The following is an 18,240-nucleotide window of genomic DNA, read 5'->3' on the forward strand; positions in this document are numbered from 1 at the left end:
GCCCGGTCTACGCCCTGACGGCGGCGTACGGTCACTTCGGCCGGGAGCTGCCGGAGTTCACCTGGGAACGCACGGACCGCGTGGACGCCCTGCGCGAGGCCGCGGGCGTCTGAGCCGCAGGCCGCATTCCTGAGCGAGGCCCCGGACACCGAGGTGGTGTCCGGGGCCTCGCTGTCGGTCAGAAGGGAAGCGTCGAGTCGGGCGGGGCCACAGTGTCCGGTCCCGCACCGTTCATCCGTGGGGAACCGGGCGGGCCGGACGGTCCGGGAGTGTCGGCTTCCGGCTCCGGCGGAGAAGGCGGTGGCTCCCCGAAGTGCCGGCGGATCTGTTCGGACTGGTCCCCGTCCAGATAATCGAACGCCACAGCCACCTGGTCGGCGACCAGGATGCTCGTGCCGTCATCGGGTGAGAGCCCGGCCGCCCGCAGCAGCTCCGCGAGCGCGTGCGCGACCCGCCCCTCCGGAGGCTGCCCCTCTGGCGGCGGCCCCAGGGGCCCGGTCTCGGCCGGGCCCCAGCCCGAATCCTGCCGGGGGAGCGGGTACGGCACGAGATGCCGGAGCCGTTCCGAGACGTCCACGTCGTTGGCCGCAGAGGTGAGCTGCGCGAGCAGGCCGAGATCCTTGACGGCCTTGTCGATCTGGTCCTCGTTCCGGTGCAGCCACCACACGACCGCACTACCGGTGCTCCGCAGCACATCACCGCCGAGATAGGCCCGGCGGCTCTGTTCATACTTACGCTCGTGCTCCCAGACCGCCTCGTCCTTGCGGACCGCCGCGAGCTTGGAGAGCCGTACACCGTCCTCCTCCGCGAGAGTGAGCGTCACCTCCAGGGCCATCGCCTGCACCCGGCCGGTGGCATCCTCCTCTGTGGTGGCCAGTGCTCCGTTGAGCTCGTGCTCGACGAGGGAGCTACGGGAGGGGTGGCGCACGGCGGTGACACGGCCCGCCCTGGTGAGCACGGCCTCGACGGCCAGCCCGCTCTGATTGACAGGCGGCGAGCCGGCGGGGGCGGACACCGGGCACCAGCGCACGGTCGCGGACAGCAGAAAGTCGTAGTCCTCAAGCAGGCTGGGTAGCGCCACGTCGCTGATACGCAGCTCACGGCGTTCCACGGGTGGCAGGGGCAGGTCCGGCTCCTGGAGATACTGGGAGTGGAAGGGGTCCTGTCGCCGCGCGGCGATCCTGACCGCCACAACGATGGCCGTGATCAGTGCGAGGGCGGCGGCCGGCCACGCCCAGACCGGCCAGCGCACCGAGAAGCCGACGATGGTCAGGACCAAGCCGCAGATGAGGGTGAGGAAGACCGTCACGGTCTTGTGGCCGGAGGTCATGGCGTTGTCGTCTCCGTTGTCTCCCGTGCGGATGCCTGGTGTGCGGAGGTGCTACGGGCCCGTTGGGCTTCGGTGACCTTCTGCAGCAACCGGCCGGGCAGCGCCGTGGCCTGGCCGTTCCCCGTGGACTGTCCGGCGGCCCAGCGCCGTCCGGTGCGATACAGCAGCCCGAGCCGGTCACCGCGCCGGCCGCACGCCGCGACCAGGACGTCGAGGAACAAGTCCCCTTCCGGGGACGGCTCGCAGACGGTGTCCAGCCAGGCGTGCACGTGGCCGGTCCATCGTTCCTCGGGGAGGGTGCGGAACACCCTGGCCCACCCGGTGGTGAGATCGCGCCGTACCGCGGACTCCGTGATCAGGGGGCGCGAACGAACGCCGGGGTCACTGAGAGGTCCCGGCTCGGCGAAGGAGAGGAAGAGGCCGGTGTCCGCCGCCAGGTAGGACGGGTTGTCGCTGGTCAGCCGGGCCAGCATCCTGCGACGCAGCCGATGGTTGTCCGCCATGAGTTCCGTCAGCGCGTCGCGCGCCAGGGTGCCGGGCTGCTCCCGGCGCGCGAGATGGTGCAGGCGGACGAGCGCGGCGTGCGGGTGGCGTACGGCCATGTCGGCCTGACAGACATCGACGAGCACCCGCCGCTGTGCGGCGGAGAGCTGCCGGCTCGTCGCCCATGTATAGATGCGGTCACGGAACCGGGGGCCGAACTCGCGGTGGTGCAGGCCGTGCCGGAGGGCGCGGGCGGCGGCGAGCAGCCGCGCCTCGTCGGGGGTGCGGGTCCACCGTTCCGAGAGGGTGAGCAGATCGTCCGGGCGCCGACAGGCCAGACACTCCGACGCGAACCGTGAGACCAGGGCCTCTTGGTCCGGTGCATCCAGCTCGGGCAGCACCAGGATCCTGCCGACCCACTCGCGCAGGGCATCCCTCAGGTCGGGGAAGTCGTGCCACACCTGGGTACGGATCGCGGCGTCCAGATCGAATTGGCTGAACCGGACTCGGCTGTCGGCGTGCGTGCGGGCCTCGATGTTTCCCAGGCGTTCGGAGAGCGGTCTGTGCCGCAGGGCAGGACGGGCCCGTACGCTCGGGTCGACGGTGGTGAGCAGGAGCGATGCCGCCCGGTGTACGGCGTCGCTGCGCGCCTCGTGCAGCATCGCCGTCGCCACCAGGAGGGCCCGTGACGCGCCCTTGGGCGTGTCACGCAACCGTTTCCGGGCATCCTCGGGTTGCCCACTCAGGGCGTTGAGCGCCCGGGCGCACCAGGTGGCGAAGGAGAGTGACGGGTCCTCCGCCGCAGCCCGGCACAGGTACTGGGCGAATCCGGCGACATCGGCGAGCGGGGGTCTGCGCTCCAGAAACTCCGCCAGTGCGTGGGAGCCGGAATCCGCGAGCCCCGGGTCGAGCTTCGCCCGCCGTAAATGGAGCTTGATGATGTCGAGTTCCTGGCCCGGAGGACGCGAGATGACATGGTGCAACTCTGTCATCGCCGAGGGGACGAGGCGCCGCACCCCTTGGGGAAGCACCACGACCAGAGCGGCCCGGCGATCGGGCAGTACGGCCCGGAAGGCGGAGAGTTCGGCCTGTACGGTCTCCCACCTCCGGTCGTTCGCGGCCGACAGATCGAGCAGCAGCCGCCCCTCGTCCTCGATCAGTTCGGGGTCGAGGCCGCGTGAGGAATCCTCGTCGTCCTTCTCCAGCAGCAGTTCGCGCATCATGCGCCGACCGGGCGCGAGCCGGTGCAGAAGGACGCGAGCTGTCGCGCTCCGTCCATTGCCGACCGCGCCGTCCAACAGGACCAGACGCTGCTCCTCCAGCGTTTCCAGGGCCTCGGCGTAGCCCTCCGGCTCCACGAAATGCCGGCGCAGCCAGAGCAGTTCGGCCTCCGCGATGGCACGTGGCGATCTGCCTTTCGAGTCCTCCGACAGCTTGCCCGCGTAGTAGTTGTTCTGTGTACCTGGCCCCGTGTGGGTGGGGCCGTGTGCCTCGTCGATCCGTGTGGTCGTCTCGCTCATCGATCGTCGTCCCGGCGCCGGCGATCCACGCCGAACGTCTGCCGATTTCCGCCGCCGTGCTGGTCCCCGGCCACATAGGAGGCGCCATCGCCCGTCAGCCGGGGCGCGTGATGGTGCTGGTCGCCGGGTCCCGTGTGGACGGGGCCGTTGGCCTCCCGGATGACCGTGCCACCGATGCCGCCCATGTCCCCGGTGATGTCCCCCGTCTGGACGTTGGTGCCGCCGCTGATCGTGCCCATGGAATTGTTCACGGAGCCGGGCGCCGGCTTGTCCAGCCGCCGGGCCATCGCCGCTTCCGCCTCCGCCAGCGCCGGCACCTCCTCCGCCAGGTCGTCCCCGATGCGCCTCATATCGCACTCCGCGTTCTGCGTGTCGTACCGGAGCGACTGGAGCCGTGCCAGTCTGCGAAGGGCGGTCGGCAGCGCCACGGCCTGCAACCGCTTGGTCTCACGGCCCACCAGGACCGGAATCACGGGAATGGCACAGCGGAAGGCCTCAAGGATTTCCTTGCGTACCCAGTCGTCGCGCTCATGCAGCCGGGGCGATTCGGCCCAGTGCCTGCCGATCACCGCGACGAGTACGGAGCTTCTCCTGACACCGGCCAAGAGCTTGTCGTCGTACAGTTCTCCGGGCTTGATGGAGGCGCTCGCGCGGAAGGCACGCCCCTTGCCGAAGCGCTGGTTGAGAGCCTGTTCGAGGGCGACCGCGGTCTCTTCCCCGTCATGGGTACGGTAGTTGATGAAAATGTCAGCCATGGTTGCTGTCCTCTCGTCCGGTGTGGGGCTTCGCGAGAAGGCCGGGGGCTACAGGGCGAGTGATGTGGGGGAGAGCGCGAACGCCAGCAGCGGGGCCAGCTCCCGTACGGCCGGGTTCCGTGGGTGGCGGCCCAGCGTCCTGGAGAGGCTGCGGAGATCCTGGGCGATGGTTGCGGACGCGACGGTGTGGGCCGTGCTCAGCAGCTCATGAGAGATCGCGCAGGCGTGGTCGACCTCTCCGGCCAGCGCGTGCGCGAGCGCCCGCCGCGCGCCGTAACGCGCCCGCGTTCGCATCGCCTTGGCGGGAATCCGCTGGATCTCCTCGTCCAGGACCTGTGCCGCGTGGCGTGGGTGGCCCAGGTCGAGCAGGCACCAGCCGGTGATCATCGCCACCGGGTCGCTGAGATGGGTCGTACCGATGACAGGCGCCGTGGTGTCCTGTTCCGTCTCGGCCTTGGCGAGCAGTCCGCGAGCGTGGTCCAGGGCGCGCAGGCACGCCGTCCGGTCGCCTGCGAGCGCGTGCCCCTGGGCTTCGCGCTGGGCGGCGAGGCCGCGGATACGGTACGGCAGCCGGTCCGACAGTGCGCCCCGAGCCAGGTCGATCGTGTCGGCGGCGTCGCCCCGGTAGTAGGCGACGAGCCCCCTGCGGACCAAGGCGTACGAGGCCAGACTCGTGTCGTCGGACTCCGCCGCGAGTTCCACCGCGTGCTCCGTCCAGCGCAGAGCGGTCCCGTCCGCACCGGCCTCCTGCGCCATCCACCCGGCGAACTCGGCGTACCTGGCACACAGGGTGAGCAGCCCCCGGCCGGTACGGGCCCCACTGCGGGCGGCGAGCGCACGGAGCGTCCTGGTCTGTTCTGTGAGGGCAGGCAGGACGGCGCCGGGCGGTGCGGTCTGTCCCAGCCTGCGGAACTGATCGAACAGTGCGGTGGACACGTCGAGCAGTGAGCCTTCGGCCAGGGGCGCGGCGGGAAGCCGGGCGGGCGGGGCGGCCACGCCGAGCACGGAGCCGGCGCCCGCGCTCAGCATCTGTCGTCGTCCGGGAGGGGCCCAGGGCGACGACGGGGCATGGCCGTCATCGGAGGACTTCCCGCCGCGTCGGCTCTCCGGTATGAGCGCGATCAGTGCGCCCCGCTGGTCCAGCGCCGCGTCACAGAGACGGGCCAGCTCGGAGCCGGGGCGCTTGCGTCCTGTTTCCACCTTGCTGAGCTGGCCCTTGCTGAAGTGCACGAACGCCGCGAGTTCGGCCAGAGTCATACCGGCCGCCAATCGTGCCTGCCGCAGTTGACTGCCGAATGTGGAGGGCTTTTCCAGCACGCATTTCCCCCTGCCGGGTGCTGACCGTCGGCTCGGTGGGCCGTCCGTCGTCGCCTGCCAGCCTCATCCCGGCAAGGTGACGGCGGCAAGACGGCCTGTGGAGTTTCCCGTTTCCAAACGGGCCCCGATCTCCGCGCGTGCGGAGGTGTCAGTGGCGTCTGGTAGGTATGAAGCTGTGAGCAGCGACGACGAGCGGCCCGACGAACCCGCCGGTGGTGGGCCCGAGCAGCTTGCGCTCATTCGGGAGAGTGTGCGGAAGGCGAAGGTGCCGCGGGCCAAGCCGCGGACGTGGCGGGGTGCCGCGCTGGCCGGGGGGTTGCCGGTGGCTCGGGTGGTGGTGAACAAGGGGGTGCTCCATCTCGACCAGTTCTTCGACTACGCCGTGCCCGAGGAGCTGGACGAGGCCGCGCAGCCCGGGGTGCGGGTGCGGGTGCGGTTCGGGGCCGGGGCGCATCAGGTGCGGGGCGGGCGGCGTGAGGGCGGGCGGCTGATCGACGGGTTCGTGGTCGAGCGGCGCGCTGAGTCGGACTACGCGGGGCCGCTCGCCGCGCTGGCGGGTGTGGTGTCCACCGAGCCCGTGCTCGGCGCCGAGCTGCTGGGACTGGCCAGGGCCGTCGCCGACCGGTACGCGGGGAGCCTCGCCGATGTGCTCCAGCTCGCCGTACCGCCGCGGAACGCGCGGGCGGAGGCGAAACCGTCGCCCGCCCCGGCGGCGCCGCCCGTCGCGCCGGAGCCGGGGAGCTGGGAGCGGTATGTGAACGGGCCCGCGTTTCTCGGCGCGCTCGCCGGGGGCGGGGCGCCGCGCGCCGTGTGGACCGCGTTGCCCGGGCCGCTCTGGGCGGAGGAGCTGGCGCGCGCCGTCGCCGCGACGCTCGCCTCCGGGCGGGGCGCGCTCGTCGTCGTACCGGACGGGCGGGTCGCCGCGCGGGTCGACGCGGCGCTCACCGCGCTGCTGGGCGAGGGGCGGCACGCGCTGCTCACGGCGGAGGCGGGGCCCGAGAAGCGTTACCGGGAGTGGCTGGCGGTGCGGCGCGGCGCGGTGCGCGCGGTCGTCGGGACGCGCGCCGCCATGTTCGCGCCCGTCCGTGACCTGGGACTGGTCGTCCTCTGGGACGACGGCGACGCCAGCCACAGCGAGCCGCACGCCCCCCAGCCGCACGCCCGCGAGGTGCTGCTGCTGCGCGCCGCGCACGACAAGTGCGGCTTCCTGCTGGGCGGTACGGCGTGCACGGTCGAGGCGGCCCAGCTCGTCGCCACGGGGTGGGCGCTGCCGCTGGCGGCCGAACGGGAGCAGGTGCGTACGGCCGCTCCGCTGGTGCGCACGATCGGCGACGGTGAGCTGGCGCGCGACGAGGCGGCGCGGGCGGCCCGGCTGCCCAGCCTCGCCTGGCAGGCCGTCAGGGACGGACTGAAGAGCGGCCCGGTGCTGGTGCAGGTGCCCCGGCGGGGCTATGTGCCCCGGCTGGCCTGCGAGTTGTGCCGTACACCGGCCCGGTGCCGGCACTGCGCGGGGCCGCTGGAGGCCCCTCGCGAGCGGGAGCTGCACTGCGGCTGGTGCGGGCGCGAGGAGACCGGCTGGCACTGCGCGGCCTGCGGGAGCCCCCGGCTGCGCGCGCGGATCGTGGGGGCGCGGCGTACGGCGGAGGAGCTGGGCCGGGCGTTCCCGGCCGTCCCGGTCCGTACGTCGGGACGCGATCATGTGCTCGACTCCGTGCCGGGGCGCCCCGCGCTGGTGGTCAGCACGCCGGGGGCCGAGCCGGTCGCGGAGGGCGGTTACGCGGCGGCGCTGCTGCTCGACGGCTGGGCGATGCTCGGCCGCCCCGATCTTCGGGCGGGCGAGGAGGCGCTGCGCAGGTGGACGCAGGCGGCCTCCCTGGTCCGGGGGCAGGCCGAGGGCGGCACGGTGGTCGTGGTCGCCGAGCCGACGCTCCGTCCGGTGCAGGCGCTGGTCCGCTGGGATCCGGTGGGGCACGCGCGGCGCGAGCTGGCGGAGCGGGCCGAGCTGGGGTTCCCGCCGGTGTCACGGATGGCCGCGGTGACCGGGCCCACGGAGGCGGTGGAAACGTTCCTGGCCTCGGCCGAACTGCCCGGCGATGCCGAGGTGCTGGGGCCCGTACCGCTGCCGCCGACCGATCCGGGCCGGCCGCGCAGACCGGGCGATCCGCCGCCGGGGGAGCGGTGGGGGCGTGCTCTGCTGCGGGTGCCGCCGGGCAGCGGCGCCGCGCTGGCCGGGGCGCTGAAGGCCGCGCAGGCGGCGCGGATGTCCCGGGGCGGCGGCGATCCGGTACGGATCAGGATCGACCCGCCCGACATCGGCTGAGCGGCGGCGGGGTGCGCGGCGGTGCGGCCGGGCGGCTGCCGGCCGCACCGCGCTCTGGTGCCCGTACCCGCCGCGCCGCCCGGGCGGCGCGTGGGGATGCGGTACGGGCCTGCCCGCCGCGCCCTCGCCGGCTGACCGGTCGCGGCGCGCTGGGCGGGGAGAGGGGGGCGGGGGAGGTGGATGCGGGTCAGCCGCCGCGCGGCCCGGGGAAGGCCCGCGGAAGGCTCTCCTCGCGGAGCGAGGAGAGGCTCGCCGAGGGCTGCGGTGGCATCGCGCGGGCCGCCGGCACCGCGGGTACGGCGCCCGGTACGGCCGGCAGCGGGGACCTGGCGACCCCGACGTCCTGCGCGCGGTCCACCTCGGCCCCTCCCGGCTGCTGCGCGGTCCGCCGCGCACCGTAACGCCGGTGCACCGCCTGCTTGGTGACTCCCAGCGCCGAACCCACCGCGTCCCACGAGAACCCGAGCGAGCGGTCGAAGTCCACCGCCGCGGTCACCAGCGTCTCGACGCTGTCCCTCAGCTCCTGCGCGAGGCGCACGGTCGGGGCGGGCGCCCGGCCGTAGACGACGAAGCCCGTGGAAGGTCCCGAGCGCCGTGGGCGGTAGACGTTGCCCAACTGGGCGGTGAGCGTGCGCAGCGCGTCCACCTGCCGCCTGACCCGTTCGATGTCCCGCACCAACAGGTGCAGACTTGCCCGGGCTTGTGCGTCGTGGGTTGCGTGGTCGGCCATGAACAAGCCTCTCGAACCGGCGTGGAAAAGGATCCGGGCCGCACCGGTGCGGCCCGCGTGGGTCAATCTCTCTTGACAACGCTTCACCGGCCGATCTGGTCACGCTACGGAGGCGTATACGCATATGCGCGGGGCGCGCAGGCCGTCGTACGCCCCCTGTGGCGCACCCCTCTAGACTGGTGCGCCGCTCACGTAACCGCTCACGTAACCGCTCACGTAACCGCTCATGGGCCCGCGAGGATCCGGACCGGGTCCGCCCCGCCGTTCGATCATCAGTTCCGAGAGGTAGTCAGCCACCGATGAAGCTCGTCTTCGCCGGCACCCCCGAGGTCGCCGTACCCGCCCTGGACGCACTCATCGCCTCGGAGCGGCACACCGTCGTCGCCGTCGTGACCAGGCCCGACGCACCCGCCGGGCGCGGCCGCCGGCTGGTCGCCAGCCCCGTCGCCCAGCGCGCGGAGGAAGCGGGCATCGAGGTCCTCAAGCCCGCGAGGCCGCGCGACGAGGACTTCCTCGCCCGGCTGCGCGAGATCGGCCCGGACTGCTGCCCGGTCGTCGCGTACGGAGCCCTCCTGCCGAAGAGCGCCCTCGGTGTGCCCGTCCACGGCTGGGTGAACCTGCACTTCTCGCTGCTGCCCGCCTGGCGTGGCGCCGCGCCCGTGCAGCACTCCGTCCTGGCGGGCGACGAGATGACCGGCGCGGCCACCTTCCAGATCGAGGAGGGGCTGGACTCCGGGCCCGTGTACGGCGTGATCACCGAACATGTCCGGCCCACCGACACCAGCGGCGACCTGCTGACCCGGCTGGCGTTCGCCGGCGCCGGGCTGCTCTCCGCGACCATGGACGGCATCGAGGACGGCTCCCTGGTCCCCGTACCGCAGCCCGCCGACGGCATCTCGCTCGCCCCCAAGATCACCGTCGAGGACGCGCAGGTGGAGTGGGCGGCCCCGGCGCTCCGCGTCGACCGGGTGGTACGCGCCTGCACCCCCGCGCCCGGTGCCTGGACCCTCTTCCGCGGCGAACGGCTCAAGCTGGTCCAGGCCGCACCGGTGCCCGAGGTCACCGCGCTGGCCCCCGGCGAACTGGCCGTCGGCAAGAACACCGTGCACGTCGGCACCGGCTCGCACGCCGTCGAACTGCTCTGGGTCCAGCCGCAGGGCAAGAAGCCGATGCGGGGCGCCGACTGGGCGCGCGGGGTCCGGATCGCCCCGGGCGAGCGTCTGGGAACCGCCGACGTAGGCTGAGAGGGATCGACTCTTCTCACCGCGGAGCACCTTTGAACGAGCAGGCCACCCGTCGCCCCTCCAAGCCGTACCGACGCCCGAAGAAGGACCCCGTACGGCTGCTCGCCTTCGAGGTGCTCCGGGCCGTCGACGAGCGGGACGCCTACGCCAACCTCGTGCTGCCGCCGCTGCTCAAGAAGGCCCGCGAGAACAGCGACTTCGAGGCGCGGGACGCGGCGCTCGCCACCGAGCTGGTGTACGGGACGCTGCGCCGCCAGGGCACGTACGACGCGATCATCTCGGCCTGCGTCGACCGGCCGCTGCGGGAGGTCGACCCGCCGGTGCTCGACGTGCTCGCGCTCGGCGCCCACCAGCTCCTCGGCACCCGGATCCCCACCCACGCCGCCGTCTCCGCCAGCGTGGACCTGGCCCGGGTGGTGCTCGGCGACGGGCGCGCCAAGTTCGTCAACGCCGTGCTGCGCAAGATCTCCAAGGACGACCTGGACGCCTGGCTGGAACGGGTCGCCCCGCCCTACGACGAGGACGCCGAGGACCATCTCGCCGTCGTCCACTCCCACCCACGCTGGATCGTCTCGGCGCTCTGGGACGCGCTCGGCGGCGGGCGCGCCGGGATCGAGGACCTGCTCGAAGCCGACAACGAACGGCCCGAGGTGACCCTGGTCGCCCGGCCGGGACGCTCCACCACCGCCGGACTGACCGACCTGCTCGGCGCGGACACCGTACTGCCGGGACGCTGGTCCCCGTACGCCGTACGGCTCGCCGAGGGCGGCGAACCGGGCGCCGTCGAGGCCGTGAGGGACGGCAGCGCCGGGGTCCAGGACGAGGGCAGCCAGCTTGTCGCCCTCGCCGTGGCCAACGCCCCGCTGGAGGGGGCCGACACCCGCTGGCTCGACGGCTGCGCGGGCCCCGGCGGCAAGGCCGCGCTGATGGCCGCGCTCGCCGCCGGGCGCGGCGCCTTCCTGCTCGCCGCCGAGAAGCAGCCGCACCGCGCCCGGCTCGTCGAACGCGCCCTCGCCGGGAACCCGGGCCCCTACCAGGTCATCGCCGCCGACGGCACCCGCCCGCCCTGGCGTCCCGGCTCCTTCGACCGCGTCCTGGTCGATGTCCCCTGCTCGGGCCTGGGCGCGCTGCGCCGCCGGCCCGAGGCGCGCTGGCGGCGCCGCCCCGCCGACCTGGACGGCTTCGCGCCGCTCCAGCGCGGGCTGCTGCGCGAGGCGTTCCAGGCCGTACGGGTCGGCGGCATCGTCGGCTACGCGACCTGCTCCCCGCATCTCGCCGAGACCCGCGTCGTCGTCGAGGACGTCCTGAGGGGCCGCGGCGGCGCGCCGGTCGAGGCCGAGTGGGTCGACGCCAGACCCCTGATGCCCGGCGTCCCCGCGCTGGGCGACGGACCCGACGTCCAGCTCTGGCCGCATCTGCACGGCACGGACGCCATGTATCTGGCCCTGCTGCGCCGGACCGCCTGATCCGTCAAGCCGATCTTTCCGTACACCCGGATCTGTCCACGGAAACGCGAGGATTGCGCGGACTGTGCCCATTCCCGTACGGGATTGGTCCGTACCCGGGTTCACCGGGCGGTCAGGAAGTGTCCCGGAGCATGGCAGGCTTGGCACATGGCCCAGATCAACCCCAGCATCCTGTCCGCGGACTTCGCACGCCTCGCCGAGGAGGCGAAGGCGGTCGACGGAGCCGACTGGCTCCATGTCGATGTCATGGACAACCACTTCGTGCCCAATCTGACCCTGGGCGTGCCCGTGGTCGAGGCGCTCGCGCGGGCCACGGACACGCCGCTGGACTGCCATCTCATGATCGAGGAGCCCGACCGCTGGGCCCCGCAGTACGTCGAGGCCGGCGCCGGTTCCGTGACCTTCCACGCGGAGGCCGCTGCGGCCCCCGTACGGCTGGCGCGGGAGATCAGGGCCAAGGGGGCCAAGGCGTCGATGGCGCTGAAGCCCGCGACGCCGATCGAGCCGTACGAGGACCTGCTCCCCGAGCTCGACATGCTGCTGATCATGACGGTGGAGCCGGGCTTCGGCGGCCAGGCGTTCCTGGACATCATGCTGCCGAAGATCCGCCGCACCCGGGAGCTGATCTCCCGGCACGGACTCGAACTGTGGCTCCAGGTCGACGGCGGGGTCTCCGCGACCACCATCGAGCGCTGCGCCGAGGCCGGTGCCGATGTCTTCGTCGCCGGATCCGCCGTGTACGGCACGGACGATCCGGCGGCGGCGGTACGGATGCTGCGCAACCAGGCGACCGAGGCGACCGCAGCGGCCTCCTGGGCCTGCGGCCACTGAGCCACAGGTACGTGAACGGGGCCTTACGAGGCCGATCAAGGACCGCTGGATCTGACAGGATGAACAGCGAGTCCAGAGTGTGAACAAAGGTGAGGAGATCGCGGTGTCTGGTATGTCGGCGGGTCGGCCAGCCCTGCGGATGGGACCCGCGGAACTGGTGCAGGCGGCGGCCATGGCCCGCCGCTTCTACCTGGAGGGCAAGTCCAAGATCCAGATCGCCGAGGAGTTCGGCGTCAGCCGCTTCAAGGTGGCCCGGGTCCTGGAGACCGCGCTGGAGCGCGACCTCGTACGGATCGAGATCCGCGTCCCCGCCGAACTCGACGCCGAGCGCTCCGACGCGCTGCGCGCCCGCTACGGTCTGCGCCACGCGGTCGTCGTCGAGTCCCCCGCGGAGGGCGAGGACGAGTCCCCCGACCCGGAGAACCTCGGTGAGGTCGCCGCCGATCTGCTCGGCGAACTGGTGGTCGAGGGCGATGTCCTGGGGCTCGCCTGGGGCCGCTCCACCATCCACATGGCCGCCGCGCTCGACCGGCTGCCGCCCTGTACGGTCGTCCAGCTCACCGGCGTGTACGACGCGGGCACCGCCGAGCGCGGCTCCGTCGAGGCCGTACGGCGCGCCGCCCAGGTCTCCGGCGGCGAGGCGCACCCCATCTACGCCCCGATGCTGCTGCCCGACCCGGCGACCGCCGCCGCGCTGCGCAGCCAGACCGGTATCGCGCGCGCCTTCGAGTACTTCGACAAGGTCACCGTCGCGGCCGTCTCCATCGGCTCGTGGGAGCCCGGCATCTCCACGGTCCACGACATGATCACCGAGGAGGAGCGCACCCACTACGCCTCGCTCGGCGTCGCCGCCGAGATGTCCGCGCACCTCTTCGACGCGGAGGGCCGCAGAGTCGGCCGTGACCTGGGCGAACGGTGCATCACCGTCGAGGCGGACCGGCTGCGCCGGATCCCCGAGGTCGTGGCGATCGCGGGCGGACTGCGCAAGGCCGAGGCGATCGGCGCCGTACTCCGCTCGGGGCTGGTCACCAGCCTCGTCACCGACACCGCCGCGGCGGACTTCCTGCTGACGGAGTTCACGCCCGCGCCGCACCCCGCGCTGGAGCGCGCGGACCCCGACGACGACTGAGAGCCTGGCGGGTGACCTCCGACCGAGGGGCTCGGAGGATCCTTCGAAGATCACCACCGGCCCCCTGGCGGAACGTACAGAGCCCCTCGCCGGGTTCGCCATTCCGCCGGCGTATCGGTGATGATGGCGTAGGAGCCGCAGCCGGGGCCGACCGGGCGCCGTCGCTGACTCCCCACCCGCCCCTCAAGCGAAACAGCAGGTGAGAGAGTCAGTATGCGTTTCCTCAACGACGTCACGCCCCCGTACGACCTGACGTACGACGATGTCTTCATGGTGCCGAGCCGCTCCGCCGTCGGCTCCCGCCAGGCCGTGGGCCTCGCGTCGCCGGACGGTACGGGCACCACGGTCCCGCTCGTCGTCGCGAACATGACGGCGATCGCGGGCCGCCGGATGGCCGAGACGGTGGCCCGGCGCGGCGGACTCGTCGTGATCCCGCAGGACATCCCGATCGAGGTCGTCACCGACGTCATCTCCTGGGTCAAGACGCGCCATCTCGTGCTCGACACCCCGATCGTGCTCACCCCGTTCCAGACGGTCGGCGACGCGCTCTCCCTGCTGCCCAAGCGGGCCCACGGCGCGGGCGTCGTCGTCGACGGCGACGGCAGGCCCGTCGGCATCGTCACCGACCACGACCTTTCCGGCGTCGACCGCTTCACCCAGCTCTCCGAGGTCATGTCGAAGGACCTGGTGCTGATCTCCGCCGACCTCGACCCGGGCGAGGCGTTCGACACCCTGGACAACGCCAATCGCAAGCTCGCCCCCGCCGTCGACGCCGAGGGCCGGCTCGCCGGGGTCCTCACCCGCAAGGGCGCACTGCGCGCCACCCTCTACACGCCCGCCACCGACGCCGCGGGCCGGTTGCGGATCGCCGCCGCCGTCGGCGTCAACGGCGATGTCGCGGGCAAGGCGGCGCAGCTTCTCGACGCGGGCGTCGACACTCTGGTCGTCGACACCGCCCACGGCCACCAGGAGTCGATGATCGGCGCCGTCAAGGCGGTCCGCGCGCTCGACCCGAAGGTCCCGGTCGTCGCGGGCAACGTGGTCGCCGCGCAGGGCGTACGGGATCTGATCGAGGCCGGCGCGGACATCGTCAAGGTCGGGGTCGGCCCCGGCGCCATGTGCACGACCCGGATGATGACCGGCGTGGGACGGCCCCAGTTCTCGGCCGTGCTGGAGTGCGCCGCCGAGGCGCGCAAGGCCGGCAAGCACGTCTGGGCCGACGGCGGCGTCCGGCACCCGCGCGATGTCGCCATGGCGCTGGCCGCGGGCGCGTCGAACGTCATGATCGGCTCCTGGTTCGCCGGTACGTACGAGTCGCCCGGCGACCTCCAGCAGTCCCCCGACGGACGGTTCTACAAGGAGTCCTTCGGCATGGCCTCCGCCCGCGCCGTACGCAACCGTACGAGCGAGGAGTCGGCGTACGACCGGGCGCGCAAGGCGCTCTTCGAGGAGGGCATCTCCACCTCGCGGATGTTCCTGGACCCGCAGCGCCCCGGCGTCGAGGACCTGATCGACTCGATCATCGCGGGCGTCCGCTCGGCGTGCACCTACGCGGGCGCGAACTCCCTGGCGGAGTTCGCGGAGAAGGCGATCGTCGGTGTCCAGAGCGCCGCCGGATACGCCGAGGGCAAGCCGCTGCACCACAGTTGGAACTGACCGGACCGGCGGGACGGCTCTCCCGTACCGTTCGGGTACGGGAGAGCACGGAGCCCCCGCGCAGAGCGCACAAAGCGCACCCGGCGCACGGAGAAATGAACCACCAGCAGTGCGACTGAACGAACTCGACGAACGCATCGTCCACGCCCTCGCCGACGACGCCCGCCGCTCCTACGCCGACATCGGCGCCCTCGTCGGGCTCTCCGCACCCGCCGTGAAGCGGCGCGTCGACCGGCTGCGCGCCACCGGCGCGATCACCGGCTTCACCGTACGGGTCGACCCCGCCGCGCTCGGCTGGGAGACCGAGGGGTTCATCGAGATCTACTGCCGCCGCAACACCTCGCCCGACGCCATCCGACGCGGCCTGGAACGGCTCCCCGAAGTCGTGGCGGCCTCCACCGTGACCGGCGAGGCGGACGCCGTCGTGCAGGTCTTCGCCGCCGACATGCGCCACTTCGAGCAGGTCCTGGAGCGGATCGCGGGTGAGCCGTACGTGGAGCGCACGAAGTCGGTGCTCGTCCTCTCCCCGCTGCTGCGCCGACACTGAGCCGCGGGGAACCGGCCCCTCCCACCGCGCGGACAACGAATCGCCGGCAGGGCGGCCGATCACGCAACGGATCGATGGTTCGCGCGCAACGGACGTGTCTTGTCCCGCGCCTCGGCCGGACCGTACCGTCGAGCTGACCCGGCGGACTCCCGCCGGACCCCCTTCGCACCCCGCCCGAGGTCAGCCATGCCCCCGCTCCGTACCGCCCTGCTCCAGAGCCCGGGACGGCCCGGCTCCGTCGACGGCGGTCTGCGCGTGCTCGACGAGGCCGCGGGCCGGGCCGCGGCGGCCGGGGCCGGGCTGCTCGTCTGCCCCGAGATGTTCCTGACCGGCTACGCGATCGGCGACGCCGTGCCCCGGCTCGCCGAGACCGCGGACGGCCCCGGCAGCGCGGCGGTCGCGGAGATCGCCGTACGCCACGGACTCGCCGTGCTCTACGGCTACCCCGAGCGGGACCCCGACCCGGCGAGCGGCGCGCTCTACAACTCCGCGCAGTTGATCGGCCCCGACGGCGGCCGCCTCGCCAACTACCGCAAGACACATCTCTTCGGCGGCTACGAGCGCGCCTGGTTCACCCCGGGGGAGCACCCCGTCGTCCAGGCCGAACTGGCCGGGCTGCGGCTCGGGATCATGATCTGTTACGACGTGGAGTTCCCCGAGAACGTCCGGGCCCACGCCCTCGCCGGTACCGATCTGCTGCTGGTGCCCACGGCCCAGATGCACCCGTTCGAGTTCGTCGCCGAATCGATGGTGCCGGTCCGGGCCTTCGAGAACCAGATGTACGTGGCGTACGTGAACCGGACCGGCCGGGAAGGCGCGCCCGAGGAGGGGGACGTCTTCGAGTTCGTCGGGCTGAGCTGCCTCGCCGGCCCCGACGGAGCCGTCCGGGCCCGCGCCGGGCGCGGCGAGGAACTGCTCCTCGGGGAGGTCGACGGCGCCCTCCTGGCCGCCTCCCGCGCGGCCAACCCGTATCTGGCCGACCGCCGCCCCGGTCTCTACACGGCGCTGGGCTGATCTCCTCCCGTATCCGAAGAATCGTTTCGCCGCCGCCTGTCCCGCAGGCACCGTTCTGTGTGCCCCGCTCCGTATGTCCCGTCCCTTATGCCCGCGAGGAGTCCGTACCCCATGACGTCCACGGTGCCCACCGCCGTCCAGCACACCGACGCGCAGCCGCCGATCACCATGGCCGGTCCCGACTTCCCCTACGCCTACGACGACTTCCTCGCCCACCCCGCCGGGCTCGGCCAGATCCCCGCGGCAGAGCACGGCGCGGAGGTAGCCGTCATCGGCGGCGGGCTCTCCGGCATCGTCACCGCGTACGAGCTGATGAAGATGGGGCTCAAGCCCGTCGTGTACGAGGCCGACCGGATCGGCGGGCGGCTGCGCACGGTCGGCTTCGACGGCTGCGACCCCGGGCTGACCGCGGAGATGGGCGCGATGCGCTTCCCGCCGTCCTCCACCGCGCTGCGCCACTACATCGACCTGGTGGACCTGGAGACCCGGCCCTTCCCCAACCCGCTGGCCCCCGGCACCCCCTCCACCGTGATCGACCTCAAGGGCACCACCCACTACGCGCGGACCGCCGACGAACTGCCGCCCGTCTTCCACGAGGTGATGGACGCCTGGAACACCGCACTGGAGAAGGGCGCCGACTTCTCCGCCATGAACCGCGCGCTGCGCGAGCGCGACATCCCCCGGATCCGGGAGATCTGGGCGAAGCTCGTCGAGAGGCTCGACAACCAGACCTTCTACGGCTTCCTCTGCGACTCCCCGGCCTTCGCGTCCTTCCGGCACCGGGAGATCTTCGGCCAGGTCGGCTTCGGCACCGGCGGCTGGGACACCGACTTCGCCCACTCCATCCTGGAGATCCTGCGCGTCGTCTTCACCGAGGCCGACGACCACCACCGCTCCATCGTCGGCGGCAGCCGGCAGCTTCCGCTGCGGCTCTGGGAGCGCGCCCCCGGCAAGCTCACCCACTGGCCGGCCGGTACCTCGCTCGCCTCGCTGCACGACGGCGCGCCCCGCCCCGCGGTGACCCGGCTGCACCGTACGGCGGGCAACCGGATCACGGTGACGGACGCCTCGGGCCGGATCCGGACCTACCGCGCCGCGGTCTTCACCGCCCAGTCCTGGCTGCTGCTCTCCAAGATCGCCTGCGACGAATCGCTCTTCCCGATCGACCACTGGACGGCGATCGAGCGCACGCACTACATGGAGTCGTCCAAGCTGTTCGTCCCGGTCGACCGGCCGTTCTGGCTGGACGAGGCCGTGGACGACCGGGGCGAGCCGACCGGGCGGGACACGATGTCGATGACGCTCACCGACCGGATGACCCGGGGCACCTATCTGCTGGACGACGGGCCCGACCGGCCGGCCGTCATCTGTCTCTCGTACACCTGGTGCGACGACAGCCTCAAGTGGCTGCCGCTGTCACCGGAGGAGCGGATGGAGGTCATGCTGACCTCGCTCGGCGAGATCTATCCGAAGGTCGACATCCGGGGACACCTCATCGGCGGCCCGGTGACCGTCTCCTGGGAGAACGAGCCCTGGTTCATGGGTGCCTTCAAGGCCAACCTGCCCGGCCACTACCGCTACCAGCGGCGCCTGTTCACCCATTTCATGCAGGACCGGCTGCCCGTGGACCGGCGGGGCCTCTTCCTGGCCGGGGACGACATCTCGTGGACGGCGGGGTGGGCGGAGGGCGCCGTGCAGACCGCGCTCAACGCGGTATGGGGCGTGATGCGCCACTTCGGCGGCGCCACGGACCCGACGAACCCCGGCCCCGGCGACCTGTTCGACGAACTCGCGCCCGTGGAACTCCCCGAGGACTGAGAACTCCCGGAGGACCGGGAGAGGCCGGAGAGGGGGCAGGGAGCCGCACGGCCGGCCGGTCACCGGCGTACGACAGGTGT

The 18,240-nt window shown here is 72.6% G+C and carries 14 protein-coding genes; 9 read left to right on the top strand and 5 right to left on the bottom strand.

The window, feature by feature from the left end; translation table 11 throughout:
• Positions 1 to 178: 178 nt before the first annotated feature.
• Genes ACIQ7D_RS35615 through ACIQ7D_RS35630 form a run of 4 tightly spaced genes read right to left on the bottom strand, consistent with a single transcriptional unit; the run spans position 179 to position 5,405 of the window.
• Positions 179 to 1,330, bottom strand: a complete 1,152-nt coding sequence (locus tag ACIQ7D_RS35615) for a hypothetical protein (RefSeq protein WP_403945081.1) — start codon at positions 1,328 to 1,330, stop codon at positions 179 to 181.
• Positions 1,327 to 3,333, bottom strand: a complete 2,007-nt coding sequence (locus ACIQ7D_RS35620; RefSeq protein ID WP_403945083.1) for a hypothetical protein — start codon at positions 3,331 to 3,333, stop codon at positions 1,327 to 1,329. The genes ACIQ7D_RS35615 and ACIQ7D_RS35620 overlap by 4 nt, the downstream gene beginning before the upstream one ends.
• Positions 3,330 to 4,088 carry a toll/interleukin-1 receptor domain-containing protein gene (locus tag ACIQ7D_RS35625; RefSeq protein WP_403945085.1) on the bottom strand — a complete coding sequence of 253 codons (759 nt, stop codon included), beginning with the start codon at positions 4,086 to 4,088 and terminating at the stop codon, positions 3,330 to 3,332. The genes ACIQ7D_RS35620 and ACIQ7D_RS35625 overlap by 4 nt, the downstream gene beginning before the upstream one ends.
• 48 nt (positions 4,089 to 4,136) lie before the next feature.
• A complete protein-coding gene (locus ACIQ7D_RS35630) occupies positions 4,137 to 5,405 on the bottom strand; it encodes a helix-turn-helix domain-containing protein (protein WP_403945087.1) in 1,269 nt (422 codons plus the stop codon).
• Positions 5,406 to 5,580: 175 nt separating this feature from the next.
• Between ACIQ7D_RS35630 and ACIQ7D_RS35635 the strand changes: the two genes are divergently transcribed.
• A complete protein-coding gene (locus ACIQ7D_RS35635; RefSeq protein WP_403945088.1) occupies positions 5,581 to 7,725 on the top strand; it encodes a primosomal protein N' in 2,145 nt (714 codons plus the stop codon).
• A 187-nt stretch (positions 7,726 to 7,912) separates the two neighbouring features.
• Here the strand turns inward: ACIQ7D_RS35635 and ACIQ7D_RS35640 are convergent, their stop codons facing one another.
• Positions 7,913 to 8,455: a hypothetical protein gene (locus ACIQ7D_RS35640; RefSeq protein WP_403945090.1), complete on the bottom strand. Its 543-nt coding sequence runs from the start codon at positions 8,453 to 8,455 to the stop codon at positions 7,913 to 7,915.
• Between the two features lie 299 nt (positions 8,456 to 8,754).
• On the opposite strand from ACIQ7D_RS35640, the gene fmt reads away from it, so the two are divergent.
• The 8 genes from fmt to ACIQ7D_RS35680 all read left to right on the top strand — a co-directional run bounded on the left by fmt (position 8,755) and on the right by ACIQ7D_RS35680 (position 18,160).
• Complete coding sequence (gene fmt, locus ACIQ7D_RS35645; protein WP_403945092.1) at positions 8,755 to 9,699, top strand: methionyl-tRNA formyltransferase; 945 nt, start codon at positions 8,755 to 8,757, stop codon at positions 9,697 to 9,699.
• Between the two features lie 32 nt (positions 9,700 to 9,731).
• Entirely contained in the window at positions 9,732 to 11,165 is a 1,434-nt protein-coding gene (locus ACIQ7D_RS35650; protein WP_403945095.1) for an RsmB/NOP family class I SAM-dependent RNA methyltransferase, read from the top strand.
• 147 nt (positions 11,166 to 11,312) lie between these two features.
• Entirely contained in the window at positions 11,313 to 11,996 is a 684-nt protein-coding gene (gene rpe, locus ACIQ7D_RS35655; protein ID WP_403945097.1) for a ribulose-phosphate 3-epimerase, read from the top strand.
• A 79-nt stretch (positions 11,997 to 12,075) separates the two neighbouring features.
• Positions 12,076 to 13,125 (top strand): sugar-binding domain-containing protein, encoded by a 1,050-nt coding sequence (locus ACIQ7D_RS35660; RefSeq protein ID WP_365815796.1) that lies wholly within the window; start codon positions 12,076 to 12,078, stop codon positions 13,123 to 13,125.
• A 213-nt stretch (positions 13,126 to 13,338) separates the two neighbouring features.
• Complete coding sequence (locus ACIQ7D_RS35665) at positions 13,339 to 14,781, top strand: GuaB1 family IMP dehydrogenase-related protein (RefSeq protein WP_403945101.1); 1,443 nt, start codon at positions 13,339 to 13,341, stop codon at positions 14,779 to 14,781.
• Positions 14,782 to 14,890: 109 nt separating this feature from the next.
• Positions 14,891 to 15,328, top strand: a complete 438-nt coding sequence (locus ACIQ7D_RS35670) for an Lrp/AsnC family transcriptional regulator (RefSeq protein ID WP_403945103.1) — start codon at positions 14,891 to 14,893, stop codon at positions 15,326 to 15,328.
• 186 nt (positions 15,329 to 15,514) lie between these two features.
• Positions 15,515 to 16,342, top strand: a complete 828-nt coding sequence (locus ACIQ7D_RS35675) for a carbon-nitrogen hydrolase family protein (RefSeq protein ID WP_403945105.1) — start codon at positions 15,515 to 15,517, stop codon at positions 16,340 to 16,342.
• Between the two features lie 111 nt (positions 16,343 to 16,453).
• Positions 16,454 to 18,160: a flavin monoamine oxidase family protein gene (locus tag ACIQ7D_RS35680; protein WP_403945107.1), complete on the top strand. Its 1,707-nt coding sequence runs from the start codon at positions 16,454 to 16,456 to the stop codon at positions 18,158 to 18,160.
• Positions 18,161 to 18,240 lie beyond the last annotated feature (80 nt).

Source organism: Streptomyces sp. NPDC096310 (assembly GCF_044763125.1).
GTDB lineage: Bacteria > Actinomycetota > Actinomycetes > Streptomycetales > Streptomycetaceae > Streptomyces.